The following is a 14,877-nucleotide window of genomic DNA, read 5'->3' as shown; positions in this document are numbered from 1 at the left end:
GTGTCCTTTCTTGCATGCCCGAGGGGCCCTCCGTGGTTACGCCGGCTGCCTCCTCCGGGCCCTGACTCGGTCATGCGGCGACCTGCCCGGCGGCGACCAGCTCCCGCGCCCGCGCCAGCGGCTCGTGGGCGACCCAGGAGTCGAAGTCGAAATCGGCGGCCAGGAAACCGTGGGTGTAGAGGAACTGTTTCTGCACCCCGAGCAGCTCCAGGCGTTCGGGATCCAGCGACGGATGTAGACCACGGTGGAACTCGGTGCCGTAGGCGGCCACGACTCCCGCTGGCCCGGACAGGGTTTCGCGTTGCAGCACCTCCCGCACACCGTCGAGATTGTCGGTCGCCCAGTCCGCGGCCCGCAGACTCTGAGCCAGGAACCCGATCACCGCGTCCGGGTTGGTGTCGAGCAGATCCTGATGGACCGTAATCGGACGCGGGGTGCCATTGTTGACGCGCAGACGCTGGGTGTCGGTGGCGTCCAAGTCCACCGCCACCCGCAACCCGTGCTGCGCGGCGACTTCCTGAGCGCGAGCACCTTTGACGTAGATGGCGTCCACCGCACCGCGCAACAGCTCGTCCGCGCCCCAGGTGATGGATCGGGCACGCTGCTGAACCTCGGTGCGCACCTGCGGATCCCGCTCCACGCCCAGTTCCACTACCTGCACGTCGGCGAGGGTGAGACCACCCAAGCGCAGGGCGCTGGTGAACCCGTGCAGGGCCATCGCTCGCGGGAAGCTGCGCGCCTGATCCTGCGCCCAGGCCGGGACGCCGATCCGCAGTCCCGCCAGTTCGGCCGGTGAACTCACCGGCGACTCGGGGCCGACCAGAATGGCCTGCGCTTCATCGATCCAGGTCAGCCCGATCAGCCGGGTCGGTGAGCCCTGAGCGCGCGCGGCCAGCGCGGGCACGTTGCCGCCTTCTCGCACCAAACCCTCGAGAGTGTGGTCGAAGTGGCGGGCGGCCAACTCTGGGCCTGCGTCCTGTAGTACCCCGAAGTCCAGGCCGTGGGTACGGGCGGTCTCGCCCAGCCAGCCCAGACTGTGCGCCAGCCCGCTGGCGGTCGGCACCGGGCAGCGGGTGTACCAGAGGGTGCCGGCCGGATCGGGCTGTGCTGTGGTGGTCATCTATGCTCCTGAATTCTTCGAGGGCGCGGCGCCGACGCCGAGTTCGGCGAGGAAGGCCGCGCGATAGCGCAGCGCGGCGGGGTCGTTGCCGTCGCGCGGATGGGCCAGGTCGATCTCGGTGTCCACCGCGAAGCGGCCGCGATCGAGAATGAGCACCCGGTCGGCCAGGCGCACCGCCTCGTCGACGTCATGGGTCACCATGAGCACCGCCGGGTGATGGCGGGTCACCAACTCCCCCACCAGGTCCTGCATCTGCAGCCGGGTCAGCGCGTCCAGCGCGGCGAACGGCTCGTCCAGCAACAGCAGTTCGGGTTCGCGCACCAGCGCCCGCGCCAGCGCCGCACGCTGGGCTTCACCACCGGACAGGGTCGCCGGCCACTGCCGGGCCTTGCCGTCCAGATGCACCTCGGCCAGCGCGCGCAGGCCCGCCTCCCGGGTCTGCTTCGAACGGCGTTGCCCGACCGTCACATTGGCCAGTACCCGCTTGGACGGGATCAGCCGCGGCTCCTGATAGACGGTGGTGCGCACCGCGGGCACCAGCACCTGCCCTGCGTCCGGAGTTTCCAGGCCGGTGAGCAGGCGCAACAGGGTCGTCTTGCCGGTGCCGCTCGGACCGAGCAGAACCACGAACTCGCCGCGGCGAATAGTCAGATCAACCCCGTCGAGGACGATCTTGTCACCGAAGGCCTTGCGCAGTCCGGTGATCCGCACGGCGACCGGCGCGGTGGCACGCGGCGACTCTTCGACGGCGATCATCGGATCGCCACCTGCCGCCGCCAGGGCATCGCATACCGTTCGGCCAGCCGCACCACGACATCGAAGATCAAGCCCAGCACCGCATACAGCACCACGCACAGCACCATGTAGTCGGTGCGGTTGTATTCCTGCGCCAACGTGACCAGATAGCCCACCCCCTCGCTGGTACCGACCTGTTCGGCGGCGATGAGGCCGGTGATGCTGATGGACAAGCACACCCGCAGCGCCATGAGGATGCCCGGCAGCGCCGAAGGCAGGATCACCTCGAGCACCAGCCGCGCTCCGCGCAAACCGAATCCGCGCGCAGCCTCGACCACTTTGCGGTCCACATTGCGCACGCCGAGATAGGTGTACGCGTACATGGGCGCGACGGTGGCCACCGCGATGAGTGCCACCTTGTACAGCTCGTCGATGCCGAACCAGGCGATGAACAAGGGCACCAGCGCCAGGAACGGCACCGCGCGCACGATCTGCATGGTGGAGTCCACCAATTCCTCACCGAGGCTGGACAATCCGGCGATCAGTCCGAGTAGCAGCCCGACACCGACGCCCAGTCCGACACCGAGCGCGGCGCGGGTGAAGGAGGCCACCGCGAAGTCGAGCAGCTGGCCACTGCCCAGCAGTTCGGTGAATGCCGACCAGACCTTGGGCGGTCCGGCCAGCACCTGCGGCGAGAGCGCACCGGTGGCCGAGCCGATCCACCAGGCGGCGACGATCAACGCGGGCAACAGGAAACGCAGCGGTACCGACAGCCATACGGGCCTGGACTTCTCGATTCGGGTCCGCGGCGCAGCGAGCGTGCCGAGGTCTTCTTCGGCGGCAGGGACGGCGAGCACAGCCATGTCAGCGGTCCGTCTTCAGCGCGGCCAATTGCTCAGGAGTGAGTTTGGCCTTCAGGTCGTAGAAGATGTCGGAGGCAGTGATCCGGCGGCTGATCACACCGTTGTCGGCGAACAGATTCACCACATCGGCCAGATCGGCGGCATCGGATTCGACCGGTAGCCGCGGCACGGTCGCCTCCGCCCCGACCCGCAACGCGTCGGACAGGCGCGCACCACTGAGGGCGCGCGGACCGGTCTGCTCGAAGACGTTCTCGAACCCGGCGGGATTGCTGTGCTGCTGAGCGGTCAGGCTCTGCAGCACTTCGAGGTACTTGGCCGCGACCTCGGGCCGCTTGTCGAGGATCTCGGTGCGGAAGACCACCACCGAGTTGTCCTTGGAGCCGATGCTTTGTTCGGTCGCGATCTCCACGCCACCATTGGCCTTGGCCTCCTGATACGGCACCAGGAACGACGCCCACGCATCGACCTTGCCGGTCGCGAACGCCGAGGCCGCGTCCTTCTGCTGCAACGGCACTCGCGTCACCTTGTCGGCCGGGATACCGGCCTGAGCCAGCGCCTCGAGCACGATGTATTCGCCCTTGCCCGCCGGATTGACAGCGACCCTCTTGCCGACCAGATCCGCGACGGAGTGAATGCCGGAATCCTTGCCTGCGATGATGCCGCTCTGATCCTTGCCCGCCGGGTCCTGCACCGCGACGATGCGCACGGCCACGTCCTTGGACAGTGCGCCGACCACGGGGCTGAACGCGGCACCGGAGACGTCGAGTTCCTTGGTATTGAACAGTTTCAGCATGGAGCTGAATCCCGGTGTGGTGGTGACCCATTCGACCTTCGCGCCCAGCGGCGCGAGCGCCTTGTCGAAGGTGCCGTCGCGCTTGGCCACCGCCAGCGGACCGGAATTGCCGGGGTCGGCCACCTTCAGCACCAGCTCCGCCTGCGGGCCCGCCTCGATGGCGGTTCCCGAGCCACACGCCGCCACCAGAGCAACGACGGGGGCGAGCGCGAGCGCGAGACGCCAACGGTTTGGCCTGCGCGTGCGGAACATCGTGGAGCACCTCTTCCGAATCAGGGATCGAAGCCGATCCATGAGCAGCGACAGTAGGTGCGGCAGCCGCGGCGTTGCGAGGTAATGCTTTCCGAGGATCGGAAGGATTGACACGCGCACAGTGGAAGCGTTATTGGACACCTATTTTTGGCCGTCCGGGTGAAAGCTCAGCTGAAATACCGCTTTTCGCTCACCGTGAGCAGAACCCGAATCACGCCACGGTTTCCACATATCGGAAAGCACTGTCGCCCAGCGGCCCCACCGCACCGTGTTACCGTCCCCGGCGTGGAAGCTTCCGGAGTGCAGACCGTCGCCCGTGCCCTGTCTGTGCTGGACTGCTTCCGCGGCGGCGAGGAACGCGGCGTATCAGAGATCGCCCGCCAGCAGGGCCTGGCGGTCAGCACCACCCACCGGCTGCTGAGCGCCCTCGTGCAGGCCGGATTCCTCGACAAGAACGAAACCTCGAGCCGCTACCGCATGGGCGGCGCCCTGGCCGAATACGGCCAGATCGCCTACCGCCAGCACCGCATCTACCTCGCCGAACCCAGCCTCGAACAGCTCGCCGCCACCACCAGCGCCAGCGCCTCGGTCGCCATCCGCCACAGCATCCACGCCGTGCTGCTCGGCACCAGCCGCTGGCGCGACAGCGACGGCCACCGCCTCATGGGCGTTCGACTTCCCCTGCACGCCAGCGCCCTGGGCAAAGCCTTGCTCGCCTGGTCCGCCACCTCCGATGACTTCCTGGCCACCCTGCCCTACGACGAAGGCACCGCCCGCTCGGTCTCCACCCCCGCCGAACTGCGAGAAGAACTCACCCGCACCCGATCCCGCGGCTACGCCTACAACGACGAAGAACTCGACCCCGGCTTCCGCACCATCGGCCTGCCCATCCTCACCCCCACCGGCGACGCCCGCTTCGCCCTCGGCCTACGCGGCCCCACCACCCTCATGATTCCCGAGCGCCTTCCGTTCCTCGTCGAACTGGCAAAAGTGACCGCCGCCGAGATCGCCGCCCGCTTCGCCGCCGACCAGACCAGCGAATGACACCCCTCGGCCATTGTCGACGCTCTTCGAAATCCGGCCGGTGACGCCCCGGCGGCGGTAGGAGACCTGCCCGGCAGCTTTTGCCGAGGCCGGAGATGGACCGGGGGGACGTAATGAGGTTGCACGGATTTGGCATCGGCAGGCCCGCATGGTCGCCCGCGATCCGTAGACTTCGGCCGCGGTATCACCCACGCGGATGAGCGCTCGACCACCGGCGGTCTGCGCGCTCAGATCGGCAGTGGCGTCAGATCAGTCACCCGACAGGACACGGCAGTCAGTGTCCGTACCGGGCGCTGAGGGTCGGTTGGCTCACATTTTGCGTTTTCTGCCGTACATCCATGGGATGGTTATCCGGTGAGATCAAGCTTATCGACGTGATCCGCTTGGCTCATCTACAGAAAAGAATGAATTAAGCAATGACTCAAGGCAGTGTGAAGTGGTTCAACGCCGAAAAGGGCTTCGGTTTTATCGCGCAGGACGGTGGCGGCCCTGACGTCTTCGTGCACTACTCCGCCGTATCCGGCTCGGGATTCAAGTCCCTCGAAGAAGGACAGCGCGTGGAGTTCGAGGTCGGACAAGGACAGAAGGGCCCGCAGGCCCAGGACGTCCGCGCCATCTGATCGACGCAGCTCGGTACAGCCCCGCCCCCTCAGGGTGCGGGGCTGTTGCGTGTTCCGGGGCAACGAACCAGGCCGCCGCCGCTGACCGTCCATCGGAGAAATGGCTTGATTCCAGCCGCACAGAATCGGCTCGAGCGCAACGGTTCCTTGGGGCGCCATTTGATCTGAATGGTATTGAGGCTGAGTCGCGGGGTTCTGGTAGTAATCGCCGAAAAAACAACGGATATGGCGTAAGTCCCTGGTCAGGATGGGTGCCGGGTTGAGTTCAGCTCGCTACCGGTCTTCTGGCTGCCCGAGCACCTGGGTCTGGAGGCGGTTGCGCAGGTCGCTTTCCTCCGGCGTCATCGGCGAGCGGGTCCGACGCGCCTGGGTGCGTCCGGCCGAACGCACTCAATTGCCGATGAGCGTTGAAGTCGCAGGGTCGTGCCGCAACCGAGGAACCGGCGCAGGGGATACCCAGCGGATCATGCTGATTCGGTCGATGTGACCGAGGGTGTGGCCTGCTCGTCGTAAGTTCTGCGTGCCGCGGCGATCGTGTTCCGGTGGCGGTCGGCCCATCCGGTCAGCGCTAGAAGGGTCAAATAGAGATCTCGGGCCATCGGTGTTGCTTCGTATTCGGTCTTGGGAGGCACCACAGGATAGACCGTGCGGGTCAGCAGGCCGTCACGTTCGAGATTGCGCAGGGTCAGTGTGAGCATTCGCCTACTGACACCGTCGATTTCGCGTTCGAGTTCGGTGAAACGCATCGGCCGCCGAGTGGTCAGTAGCAGGACACCGATGGCCCATTTGCCGCTGACCCGATTGAGGACTTCCAGCACCGAACACGCGTGATCGAGTGACGAATCGCCCTCGGCGACCGCGTCTACCTGCACCGGAACATCGCTGTCACCCTGGAACATGAAAGTGCCTCCTTCCGCCCGACACGACCGTGACAGATCATGCACTCAGTAACAAATAGTGCACCATGACAGCGGAAGGGTCGCCATGTCCGACGTTCAGGAATCGATGTACGAACCGGGTCGGGGAGCGGCTCCGACCCGGCTGCCGACCGAGCGGCTGGACCGCTTTCTCGCCGAGAACCGGATGGGAGCGCTGGCAACCATCAAGCGCGACGGGCATCCACACCTGTCGACCGTTGCCTACCAATGGGATTCGGGCGCAGGCGTGATTTCGATCGGCTCGACCGCCGATCGCGTCAAAGTCCGCCACCTCACCCGAGATCCACGCGCCGCGCTCTACGTGAGCAGCTCAGACCATCTCAGCTTCGCGGTGGCCGAGGGCACTGTGGAGATCTCTTCGGTCAGCACGGTTCCCGGCGACGCGACGGGCCGCGAAATGCTCGCCATGTTCCCCGAATTCGACAACCCCGACGACGCCCCGACCTTTCTCGAGAACATGGTCGAGGACAACCGGCTTGTGATTAGGCTCCGGGTTGCCAAGCTATACGGGGACACACTCGCTGCCGAGCACTGATCAGCAGCAGCTCACCAACGAACAAACCGAAGTTTCCTGAGAAGAGCTCAGGACGCACATCTCGCGTTGGGCGTCAGACCGCTGAGATGAGCGCAGCGACCGGATATGTGCCGGTTCGGACGAATCTGCCCGTATTGCCAAGTTAGCCGAGATCGATGTCGGCCCCGGCGGTGACCGCTGCCGTCTCGCGGTGTCGAGCTCGGTTGTCGGCCACACGGTCGCGATATCAGGACAGGAGTCGGGCGGCTCCTGGCTCGGACTGGCCGGCGCCGATCAGCGCGACGGTCGCTTCGCCGGGCCCGGACGGTGACGCTACTGCTGCGTCCCACGTAATGCCTGGACCGGCCAGTCTCATCCCGCTTGCGGTATTACGGTTGCGTCGTCCAGGGCGCTGAGGACGGGGGTCAATCGCCGCAGTTCTTCCAAATGTGTGGCGCTGAGCGAGGCCAGGGTCTCCTCGCCCGCCTCGGTCAGCATGAGGCGCACGATGCGGCGGTCGTTGCCCTGCTCCCGTTTGCGGGCGACGAGGCCGAGCTGCTCGGTGCGATCGATTAGTTGCACCACGCTGTGGTGACGGGTGCACAAGTATCCGGCGAGTTCCGCGATGCTCGGCCCGCCGGGATCGCAGTGCCCTCGGATAGCCAGCAGCAGTTGGTGCTGAGTGTCGGTGAGTCCCACTTCGGCCGCCCGGCGCTCACTCCAGCGCAGGAGCTGGCGAAGCCCGGCTCGAAACGTCAGCAGTCTCGAATATTCCTGGTCGGTGAGGGTTTCAGCCGATGACGTAGACCATTGTGTCATAGAGTGATAATATCATGACATGATATATGAGTAGGTGGCGATCAGAACGAGCCGCGTGTCGCGGCTGATCGTGGGACGCTCCCCGGCTCGAGAAGGCTTTGATTCGCCACTACGTCTGAAGGGTGGTGGAGAGCATGAGTAGTGAAACCATGATGAGTCGGCATCCCGACATCGTGGAGTTGCGGGAGAAGTACGAGCGCGCTTCTGAGGCGCCGGACGCCCAGGCGGTCACCGGCCTGCTGTTTCTGACCGGTCTCTACATCGCGATTTCCCCGTGGGTTGTCGGGTTCAACGGGCTTTCGACCTTGACCGGCAACAATCTCATCGTCGGTATCGCCCTCGCGATGCTGGCTCTCGGGTTCGCCTCGGTGTACGGCCGGACCCACGGCATCGTATGGGCTGCTCCGCTGATCGGCCTCTGGACCATCCTGGCTCCGTGGATCGTCAGCGGCAACGTCGATACCGCATCGACGATCTGGAACAACGTGGTCGCCGGCGCAATCGCTGTGCTGCTCGGTTTGGGCTCGATGTTCCTCGGGATGAGCCGGACGGGACGACTCACCAGCGAGGCACCGCTCGCAACTGCGACTCGAACCCAGCGGCCATCCGGGCTTCCGCCAGAGCCTCCCGCGCGGTAACCAAAAACCGCGGCGCCGAGCAGACCCCGCGAAGCCCGACGCGGCCGACATGGCTGGATCCAAGTGGTGAAGCCCGGAAAATCTACCGGGCTTCAACCACCACTAGCCGACGCGAAAACCACAGCTGGACAAGAAGATCCCTTTGAACGGGCCGATTCGTCACCGTGCCGCGCGCCGCAGCAACCGGATCACCGCGCGTTCGACCATCAACTGACGTCCATCTTCGGAATCGGCGCGGGCGGCGCGGGCCAACGCCTTGGAAATCGTGACACCATCGGCGAACGACTCGACCACGCGCGGATCGATGTAAGAAGCACGGGCCACGGCTGGGGTATTGCCCAGTGCGGCTGCCGGCTGCCACTTCGGCCACTACCTCGCGTTCGGCACTTTTGCGTGCACGTTGCGAGGTGGGCGGATCGATGTGCCCGAATCCGGCCGCAGCGAGCACGGTGGCTTGCCACGTGCGAAGGTCCTTTGCACTGCAATCGGTTTCGGTCAGCTCTTTGAAACGAGTATTGATGTCATCGGCGTGCAGTTCCCGGTATCGGCCGCCGGCGCGGTAGACCAGAAGCCGCTCGGAGTCGGCGCGGCTGCGCCGCAGCGATCGAACCGCGCGTGCGAGTCGGGCGTCGCGGATACGGACGCGCCGCCGAACTCCGCCTTTGGCGACAAAATCGAACAACATCTCATCACCGTCCACCTCGACCTGATCGCGCAGCAGGGTCGAGACACCACGCGTGCCGTTCTCTTCGGCGTACTCCTCGCCCCCGATTCGGAAAACACCGCGGTCGAGTAGACCGACCGCGACTGCTTCGACCCGGTGCCGCCGCAGACCCGACCGATCGAGTTCGACCCGGATCCGTTCACGCAGTTCCGGGAGCCGCGTGGCCAGATCCAGGACCCGGTCGAACTTCTCCTCGTCCCGTTTGTCGCCCAGCAGGGCGTCGATACCCTGGCGGGCCACATCGGCAGGGTCATCCTTGGGGCCGCGACCGATCGCGGTACCGAGCATTTTGGCCCGGTGGAAGAAATCGGTGTCGGCGAACGAACCACCACGCCCGACTCCGGCGTTGAGGGCGACCGCATCGAGTGGCCGTTCACCCTCGGTCGCCGCCGAGTACAGCTGCCGCACGCCCTCCCGTGCCAGCCTTCCATCGCGACCCGGACCTGCTGCCGTTCGCCGATGAATTCGTCCCCGACATCTGGCTCGACGGGCGCGCCCAGCAGTATCCGCAGCTCGTGCCGTTCAGCGCGGGCCCCGCCGAATGCCCCGGCCGCAACCTCGTGCTCTTCATCACCATCACCCTGCTCGCCCACCTGCTCAGCACCACGGACTTCCGAATGCTGTCGACCCCACGACCGGACCCCGACACAGCACTCCCCTTGACGTTCAACAACTTCGGGATCGACTTCGCCGTCCACCCCACACTGGTCCCGGTCCTTTGAGCACGGAGGTCAACCATTCATGGATCACACGACGAGCAACTGACCGTAGACCGGCGAGGTGTGCGGCGGTCATCGGCGAGGTTCGAGTACGCCTGGCCGGGCGACGGCGAGCAGCAATCCAGCCGGTTCGGTAACCGGCGACGACACGGAGGGTCGGGACCACAGCGGTAGTCGGGCCGGCACCGCCCTTTGACCATGAGGAGCACAATGATCGGGTGGCCACACAGTCGATGGTGAGCCCCGCCGAGCAGCTGGATTGCTCGGTGTACCTCACCTGGCCCGCTGGTCGGGGCGTGTGGTGGAGCGTGTATCACGTCGGCAGCGGTGCGCAGGTCGCCTCCGCTCTCGATGAGCTGGCCCACCGCATCGACGTCGACCATTGGACCCGCGCCTTGTCTGTGCTGGAGCGGCCCCTGATCGGCTGCGACCTCACGATATGCCGCGCTGATGCCACGGTCATCGATCGAGCCTCGACCGCCGTTCTTGTCGGCAGGCTGCCCGCCATGCTGCACGCCCACGCTGCGATCATCCGCGCTCACATGCGCTGAAGGACATCCCGGCGAGCATGCGCTGTTGCCCCGCCCACAGGTGCGATTTTCGTCGGCAATGTTTTTGGCTGGCCTGCCGGGGTAGCCGCCGATCGTCCGAGTGTGACGTCGACCATCAAGGAGCGCGATGTTCATTCATAACAAGGATCTGCAGTTCGAGGTGCGGGTGGATCGGCCGGATCCGCGGTTCGCGACGTTGCTGCAGGAGCAGTTCGGTGGCGCCAATGGTGAGCTCAAGGCGGCGATGCAGTATTTCAGTCAGGCATTCGTGCTGCGTCGCAAAAATCCGAAGATGTACGACTTGTTCATGGACATCGCCACCGAGGAGTTCAGCCATCTCGAGATCGTCGGTTCCATGATCACGATGCTGCTGGACGGGCTCAACGACGATCTGAAGCAGGCGAACGAGCGGTGCGACTGGATGCCGGTGATCGCCGATTCGGCCGGGCGCGAGCAGGCCATCCACCAAGTCGCGGCGAACCCCTTGTATTTCGCGCTGACCGGTGGTGGGCCCGATGTCAGCAATTCCGCGGGCGTGCCATGGCAGGGTTCCTATGTCAATTCCAACGGGGAACCATCGGTGGATCTGCGCAGCAACCTCGCCGCGGAATCCCGGGCGAAAATCATCTACGAATACCTGAAGCAGTTCACCGATGATCCGGGTGTGCAGGACACGTTGTCGTTCCTGATGACGCGAGAGGTGGCGCATTTCCAGCAGTTCACCGCCGCGTTGAACGAGTTGCCGGTGAACTTCCCTCCCGGTGCACTGCCCGGTGACGATCGTTTCCAGAATGTCGCGTTCAACATGTCCAACGGTGCGCAGAGCGCTCGTGGTCCGTGGAACGAGGGACAGGGCCCGTGGCCGCAGGGCATGCAGTGGCGTTACGTCGACAACCCGGTCACCGAATGGCTCGGCTCCGACGACCGCTCCAATCACGGCGCCGAAGACAATCCGCAGGGCGAACCCGCGGTGCATGGCACCAAGCCGTTCACCCACGAACAACACATGCCGGGCTGACCGGTCGGCAGCCACACCGGAGGGTGAACCGATGGATGCCTTGACTTTCCTACGCAACGATCACGAGAGCGTGCTGGGAATGATCGAATTGCTGGAACGCGGGAGCGGCGACGGCGAGATCGAGACTCGCACGCGCTCGGATCTTGCAACGAGCCTGGTGATCGCGGCCTCACAGCATGAAGCAGTCGAGGAGCAATTCTTCTGGCCTGCGGTGCGCCGGACCCTCGCCGAGGGCGACAAGCTCGCCGACACTGCCATCCAGCAGGAAGACTTGGCAAGATGGCTCCGACCCGACCACATCCGCACACACCGTCGAGTCCCAGCGCACAGAAAACCAGCGGCTTGGCAGCAGCCCTCGCCGACAGAGCCCGCGACCTGCTCACTGGTAGAAGATCGCATCAACCACCGGACCCACCGCACACCTGAAATTCTCGACTTCGCCCATGCCGCGCACGTAGGCGACGCGGTCGATCCACAGTGCCGAGCAGCTCTAGCTGCTCGGCACTGTCGCGCCGCGCGGGGAGCTGCCAGTCGTTCCAACCGGAAACCCCACCATCCATCTCGATGACCAGCTCGCGTCGGTCCTGCGGCACGAACTGAGCTACTCCCCACTCGGTCGTTTCACCGAGCTGGAAATCCTGATCATGGGTATCGAGGGACTTCGGTTGCCACCCAGTCGCATTGGAGTGCGAGGGTGCCCAAAAGCTACCGACTGACTCGGTTCTCGGCGGCCCGTTGGATAGCCGTTACGATCGCCGTTACCGGCCGTGTTGATGGGCGCGCTCGCGTGCTTCGTGCGCGGCTGCTTCGCCCCGCTCCTTCTCGGCCTCGGCTTCCTTACGTGCGGCATCACGCTGGGATTCGGCCTTGTCCTGCTGCGCGCGGCCCTCATCCCGCAGATCATCGTGGCCGGTGACAGCTCCGGTGGCTTCCTTGACCTTTCCTTTGATGTCCTCGACGACGCCCTCGGCGGCTTCGCGGGGACCACTCTTGTGCTCGGCCATGGTATTTACCTCCCTTATTCGCCTAATCGGCTGACACCGCCCGCTTACCCTGCTCCGCCCGGTTGAACCACCGCCCGAAAACTTGCGGCGATCCTGCCGCCAGGTACCCACAGCTCACGGCTGCCAGGTGTTTGCCGCAATTTTTCGCGGGTATGTCGGCGTGGCAGGATTTTTCGCGACGAAGGTAGATCCGATGCGGCGACGGCGCACAGTGGGATTCGAGGAACAGTTTCTCCTGCTCGACGTCGGCGGAGTTCCGGTCGCAGGGGTGGACGCGGTTCTCGACTGGATGCGCACGAACCTCGAATCCGATGAATCGAACAGATTCAAACCGGAGCTGCAACGAGTTCAGATCGAGTCGGTCAGCCGCGTACATACGACGATGGAAGCCCTGCGGGCAGATCTGTGCGCAGCTCGCGGAAAGCTGGCCACCGCCGGGCACGACTGCAAACTGGTAGTTCTCCCGATCGGCTACGCGCCTATCTGCAGCACCCCGACCTGTGGTGGCACCGAGGACAGCCGCTACGCGCGTATCCACAACCGATACCGAGAAATGGCGCAAACCTATACCGCCTGCGGCGCGCGCGTGCATATCGGTGTCGACGGGGACGACCAGGCCGTCGCCGTGGTGAATCATCTACGTCCATGGTTACCGACCCTGATCGCGGTCGGCGCGAACTCGCCTTTCCATGACGGTCACGACTCCGGCTACAGCTCATGGCGGATCGCCGAGCTATCGCGGTTCCCCGGTTCAGGATTGCCACCCTATGCACGGTCGGCCGACGACTACGAGGCTCGAGTGGCAACCCTCGTGGAATCCGGTGTCCTCATCGATGGCCACATGTCGTTCTGGCTGGCTCGCCCCTCGGACGTATACCCAACCGTCGAAGTTCGCGCCGCCGACACCGCCGCGACCGTCGACGATGCCGTCCTCCAGGCCGTACTGACCCGCGGGCTGGTGCAAACCGCCATCGACAAACTGGAAGCCGGAATCGAGGGCCCGCATATCGACCAGCAGGTCGGGGCGGCCGCGATATGGACGGCGGCCCGGCATGGTCTCACCGGGCCCGCGATCGATACGGTCAACGAGGTACAGGTTCCCGCTTTGAAAATGTTGGGCAATCTGGTCGAGTGGATCGCCGACGAACTCGAAGAAGCCGGTGACACCGCTGTGGCCAAGCGATTGTTGGCCGCCCTGGAACACCACGGAACCGGTGCCGCACGACAACGAACAGTGGCAAGGCTCGGGCTCAAAGAACTCGTCGAATCCTTCCAGCTGACAAACGGCCTTTCGGTGGATTAAAACTACGCGCCGTTACGCGATTACCGAATCGAGCGCCTTCTTCAGGGCTGACGGTTGCGCGGGCGATCGCGGTGCCTTCTTGCGCAACTCGATCATCTGCGCACCGATCTCCTGAAGCTGCTTGCGCCCCAATTGCTCTCGCACCTTCGGGAACCAGGTTCCCTCTTCCTCGTCGATATGATGATCGACACTCTCGATCAGCACCGTGGCCTTGGCAGTGAAGCGTTCGTCCTCGGGCTTCATCATCGCCAACTCCATCACCAGCACATCGGCGACGTGATGCTCTTCATAGGATTCGAGGATGTCGTCTTCCAGGTCGGGCACCAGCTTGCGCACTGTCGGATACATGCACTCGTTTTCGAGATAGGTGTGCACGGTCAACGCCTCGATGATCTTGTCGACCAGCCGTCCCTTCGTGGCGTGCGCCCTATCGCCCGCCTTCTCGAACTCACGGAACAGTTTCCGAATCTCCTTGTGGTCTTCACGCAATAGGACGATCGCATCACTGGACACCGCAACTCCTCGGGCTCGAATACTCACGGAATGGACCTATGCCAGGCGTGCCCGCAATATCAGAACCGAAACCGCCACGGCGGCCACGCTGCGGAAACACGAGGCCACGCCGAAGCAGCACGCCCGGCGGCGACGGACGCGGACCGGCGTGCGGTCGCTGCTGCGGTCGGCTGCTTGTCATTCCCCGCGCCGTCGGGTTTGCCGCCGCGCAGGTTGGGGCTGCCGCCCCGGCCGTCGCGCCGCACACACGCATCAACCACAGTGACATCCGGCCAGGGCATCGGGGAGCGTACCGTCCTGCCTCAGCCGGTGCCGCCCTGCACCGGATAGTGGATGATGACAGCACCGCCGGTGGCGTAGTTGGCGACATCGGCGGCCAGCCGCTGGCCGTGCTGCGACGCCCGCGCCGTGGCCATGGCGGCGGCGTCGGCAAAGTCGCCTTCGAAGACCGCGAAATACGGCGCTTCTCCCTTGGTCGCCGCTACGTCGAAGCTGTATCGCCACGCAAGCAGGCCGGGCCAATTCTTGACCAGTGGAAGGTGCTTGGTCACGTAGTAGTCGCGGAAGTGGTCAGGGTCAGCGGGCTCGCAATATAGGACCACCAACTTATGCATGGCGACCTCCGTCCACATCAGGGTCGGCGGTGTGTGTGAGTGCGATGTCCGCTACCGCGGTCAGGTGAATCGTCATATGCGCAGGTTAGGGCCTG

Annotated in this window: 18 protein-coding genes and 2 pseudogenes; 9 read left to right on the top strand and 11 right to left on the bottom strand. The window is 64.9% G+C overall.

What is annotated here, in order from left to right:
• Positions 1-70: 70 nt before the first annotated feature.
• The 4 genes from ACQPYR_RS20930 to ACQPYR_RS20915 are packed head-to-tail and all read right to left on the bottom strand — an operon-like array spanning position 71 to position 3,763.
• Positions 71-1,120 (bottom strand): ABC transporter substrate-binding protein, encoded by a 1,050-nt coding sequence (locus ACQPYR_RS20930; protein ID WP_433634687.1) that lies wholly within the window; start codon positions 1,118-1,120, stop codon positions 71-73.
• Entirely contained in the window at positions 1,121-1,876 is a 756-nt protein-coding gene (locus tag ACQPYR_RS20925) for an ABC transporter ATP-binding protein (RefSeq protein ID WP_433634685.1), read from the bottom strand. It abuts the gene before it with no gap.
• Entirely contained in the window at positions 1,873-2,718 is an 846-nt protein-coding gene (locus ACQPYR_RS20920) for an ABC transporter permease (protein ID WP_433634683.1), read from the bottom strand. The genes ACQPYR_RS20925 and ACQPYR_RS20920 overlap by 4 nt, the downstream gene beginning before the upstream one ends.
• Before the next feature lies 1 nt (position 2,719).
• Positions 2,720-3,763, bottom strand: coding sequence for an NrtA/SsuA/CpmA family ABC transporter substrate-binding protein (locus ACQPYR_RS20915; protein WP_433634681.1), 1,044 nt, complete (start codon positions 3,761-3,763; stop codon positions 2,720-2,722).
• Positions 3,764-4,048: 285 nt separating this feature from the next.
• On the opposite strand from ACQPYR_RS20915, the gene ACQPYR_RS20910 reads away from it, so the two are divergent.
• Positions 4,049-4,807 (top strand): IclR family transcriptional regulator, encoded by a 759-nt coding sequence (locus tag ACQPYR_RS20910; RefSeq protein ID WP_433634679.1) that lies wholly within the window; start codon positions 4,049-4,051, stop codon positions 4,805-4,807.
• Between the two features lie 416 nt (positions 4,808-5,223).
• Positions 5,224-5,427 (top strand): cold-shock protein, encoded by a 204-nt coding sequence (locus ACQPYR_RS20905; protein WP_327099590.1) that lies wholly within the window; start codon positions 5,224-5,226, stop codon positions 5,425-5,427.
• Between the two features lie 464 nt (positions 5,428-5,891).
• Here ACQPYR_RS20905 and ACQPYR_RS20900 read toward each other — a convergent pair whose 3' ends face one another.
• On the bottom strand, positions 5,892-6,326 hold the full coding sequence (locus ACQPYR_RS20900) for a winged helix-turn-helix transcriptional regulator (protein ID WP_433634677.1): 435 nt from the start codon (positions 6,324-6,326) through the stop codon (positions 5,892-5,894).
• Positions 6,327-6,411: 85 nt separating this feature from the next.
• Here ACQPYR_RS20900 and ACQPYR_RS20895 point away from each other — a divergent pair, with 85 nt between their 5' ends.
• Positions 6,412-6,900, top strand: a complete 489-nt coding sequence (locus ACQPYR_RS20895; protein ID WP_433634675.1) for a pyridoxamine 5'-phosphate oxidase family protein — start codon at positions 6,412-6,414, stop codon at positions 6,898-6,900.
• Between the two features lie 351 nt (positions 6,901-7,251).
• Here ACQPYR_RS20895 and ACQPYR_RS20890 read toward each other — a convergent pair whose 3' ends face one another.
• Positions 7,252-7,698 (bottom strand): MarR family winged helix-turn-helix transcriptional regulator, encoded by a 447-nt coding sequence (locus ACQPYR_RS20890; protein ID WP_433634673.1) that lies wholly within the window; start codon positions 7,696-7,698, stop codon positions 7,252-7,254.
• 134 nt (positions 7,699-7,832) lie between these two features.
• Between ACQPYR_RS20890 and ACQPYR_RS20885 the strand changes: the two genes are divergently transcribed.
• Positions 7,833-8,336 (top strand): SPW repeat protein, encoded by a 504-nt coding sequence (locus ACQPYR_RS20885; RefSeq protein ID WP_433634671.1) that lies wholly within the window; start codon positions 7,833-7,835, stop codon positions 8,334-8,336.
• A gap of 159 nt (positions 8,337-8,495) precedes the next feature.
• Here the strand turns inward: ACQPYR_RS20885 and ACQPYR_RS20880 are convergent, their stop codons facing one another.
• On the bottom strand, positions 8,496-8,660 hold the full coding sequence (locus ACQPYR_RS20880) for a hypothetical protein (protein WP_433635452.1): 165 nt from the start codon (positions 8,658-8,660) through the stop codon (positions 8,496-8,498).
• Between the two features lie 91 nt (positions 8,661-8,751).
• A pseudogene (locus ACQPYR_RS20875) lies at positions 8,752-9,348 on the bottom strand (hypothetical protein); the annotation flags it as partial.
• 131 nt (positions 9,349-9,479) lie between these two features.
• On the opposite strand from ACQPYR_RS20875, the pseudogene ACQPYR_RS20870 reads away from it, so the two are divergent.
• The 4 genes and pseudogenes from ACQPYR_RS20870 to ACQPYR_RS20855 all read left to right on the top strand — a co-directional run.
• Positions 9,480-9,782, top strand: a pseudogene (locus ACQPYR_RS20870) (cytochrome P450); the annotation flags it as partial.
• A 215-nt stretch (positions 9,783-9,997) separates the two neighbouring features.
• The gene (locus ACQPYR_RS20865; protein WP_433634669.1) at positions 9,998-10,330 is read left to right on the top strand and encodes a hypothetical protein; all 333 of its coding nucleotides are present in this window, start codon (positions 9,998-10,000) and stop codon (positions 10,328-10,330) included.
• 127 nt (positions 10,331-10,457) lie between these two features.
• On the top strand, positions 10,458-11,348 hold the full coding sequence (locus ACQPYR_RS20860) for a manganese catalase family protein (protein WP_433634667.1): 891 nt from the start codon (positions 10,458-10,460) through the stop codon (positions 11,346-11,348).
• Positions 11,349-11,379: 31 nt separating this feature from the next.
• Complete coding sequence (locus ACQPYR_RS20855; RefSeq protein ID WP_433634665.1) at positions 11,380-11,916, top strand: hemerythrin domain-containing protein; 537 nt, start codon at positions 11,380-11,382, stop codon at positions 11,914-11,916.
• A 190-nt stretch (positions 11,917-12,106) separates the two neighbouring features.
• Here ACQPYR_RS20855 and mbp1 read toward each other — a convergent pair whose 3' ends face one another.
• The gene (mbp1, locus tag ACQPYR_RS20850; protein ID WP_433634663.1) at positions 12,107-12,352 is read right to left on the bottom strand and encodes a microaggregate-binding protein 1; all 246 of its coding nucleotides are present in this window, start codon (positions 12,350-12,352) and stop codon (positions 12,107-12,109) included.
• Positions 12,353-12,545: 193 nt separating this feature from the next.
• On the opposite strand from mbp1, the gene ACQPYR_RS20845 reads away from it, so the two are divergent.
• Positions 12,546-13,655: a carboxylate-amine ligase gene (locus tag ACQPYR_RS20845; protein WP_433634661.1), complete on the top strand. Its 1,110-nt coding sequence runs from the start codon at positions 12,546-12,548 to the stop codon at positions 13,653-13,655.
• Positions 13,656-13,667: 12 nt separating this feature from the next.
• Here ACQPYR_RS20845 and ACQPYR_RS20840 read toward each other — a convergent pair whose 3' ends face one another.
• Entirely contained in the window at positions 13,668-14,168 is a 501-nt protein-coding gene (locus ACQPYR_RS20840) for a hemerythrin domain-containing protein (protein ID WP_433634659.1), read from the bottom strand.
• Between the two features lie 302 nt (positions 14,169-14,470).
• Positions 14,471-14,782, bottom strand: a complete 312-nt coding sequence (locus tag ACQPYR_RS20835) for an EthD family reductase (RefSeq protein ID WP_433634657.1) — start codon at positions 14,780-14,782, stop codon at positions 14,471-14,473.
• Between the last annotated feature and the right edge of the window lie 95 nt (positions 14,783-14,877).

Origin of the sequence: Nocardia sp. CA-120079 (genome assembly GCF_050955745.1) — a bacterium.
Lineage (GTDB): Bacteria > Actinomycetota > Actinomycetes > Mycobacteriales > Mycobacteriaceae > Nocardia.
This window is presented reverse-complemented; position numbering and strand designations above follow the sequence as displayed.

What these genes read in the sequence shown, in the direction of transcription:
- ACQPYR_RS20855 (WP_433634665.1), top strand. Translation starts at nt 11,380, where the DNA reads ATGGATGCCTTGACTTTCCTACGCAACGATCACGAGAGCGTGCTGGGA.
- mbp1 (WP_433634663.1), bottom strand. Translation starts at nt 12,352, where the DNA reads ATGGCCGAGCACAAGAGTGGTCCCCGCGAAGCCGCCGAGGGCGTCGTC.
- ACQPYR_RS20885 (WP_433634671.1), top strand. Translation starts at nt 7,833, where the DNA reads ATGAGTAGTGAAACCATGATGAGTCGGCATCCCGACATCGTGGAGTTG.
- ACQPYR_RS20845 (WP_433634661.1), top strand. Translation starts at nt 12,546, where the DNA reads ATGCGGCGACGGCGCACAGTGGGATTCGAGGAACAGTTTCTCCTGCTC.
- ACQPYR_RS20890 (WP_433634673.1), bottom strand. Translation starts at nt 7,698, where the DNA reads ATGACACAATGGTCTACGTCATCGGCTGAAACCCTCACCGACCAGGAA.
- ACQPYR_RS20915 (WP_433634681.1), bottom strand. Translation starts at nt 3,763, where the DNA reads ATGTTCCGCACGCGCAGGCCAAACCGTTGGCGTCTCGCGCTCGCGCTC.
- ACQPYR_RS20905 (WP_327099590.1), top strand. Translation starts at nt 5,224, where the DNA reads ATGACTCAAGGCAGTGTGAAGTGGTTCAACGCCGAAAAGGGCTTCGGT.
- ACQPYR_RS20835 (WP_433634657.1), bottom strand. Translation starts at nt 14,782, where the DNA reads ATGCATAAGTTGGTGGTCCTATATTGCGAGCCCGCTGACCCTGACCAC.
- ACQPYR_RS20920 (WP_433634683.1), bottom strand. Translation starts at nt 2,718, where the DNA reads ATGGCTGTGCTCGCCGTCCCTGCCGCCGAAGAAGACCTCGGCACGCTC.
- ACQPYR_RS20900 (WP_433634677.1), bottom strand. Translation starts at nt 6,326, where the DNA reads ATGTTCCAGGGTGACAGCGATGTTCCGGTGCAGGTAGACGCGGTCGCC.
- ACQPYR_RS20930 (WP_433634687.1), bottom strand. Translation starts at nt 1,120, where the DNA reads ATGACCACCACAGCACAGCCCGATCCGGCCGGCACCCTCTGGTACACC.
- ACQPYR_RS20860 (WP_433634667.1), top strand. Translation starts at nt 10,458, where the DNA reads ATGTTCATTCATAACAAGGATCTGCAGTTCGAGGTGCGGGTGGATCGG.
- ACQPYR_RS20895 (WP_433634675.1), top strand. Translation starts at nt 6,412, where the DNA reads ATGTCCGACGTTCAGGAATCGATGTACGAACCGGGTCGGGGAGCGGCT.
- ACQPYR_RS20925 (WP_433634685.1), bottom strand. Translation starts at nt 1,876, where the DNA reads ATGATCGCCGTCGAAGAGTCGCCGCGTGCCACCGCGCCGGTCGCCGTG.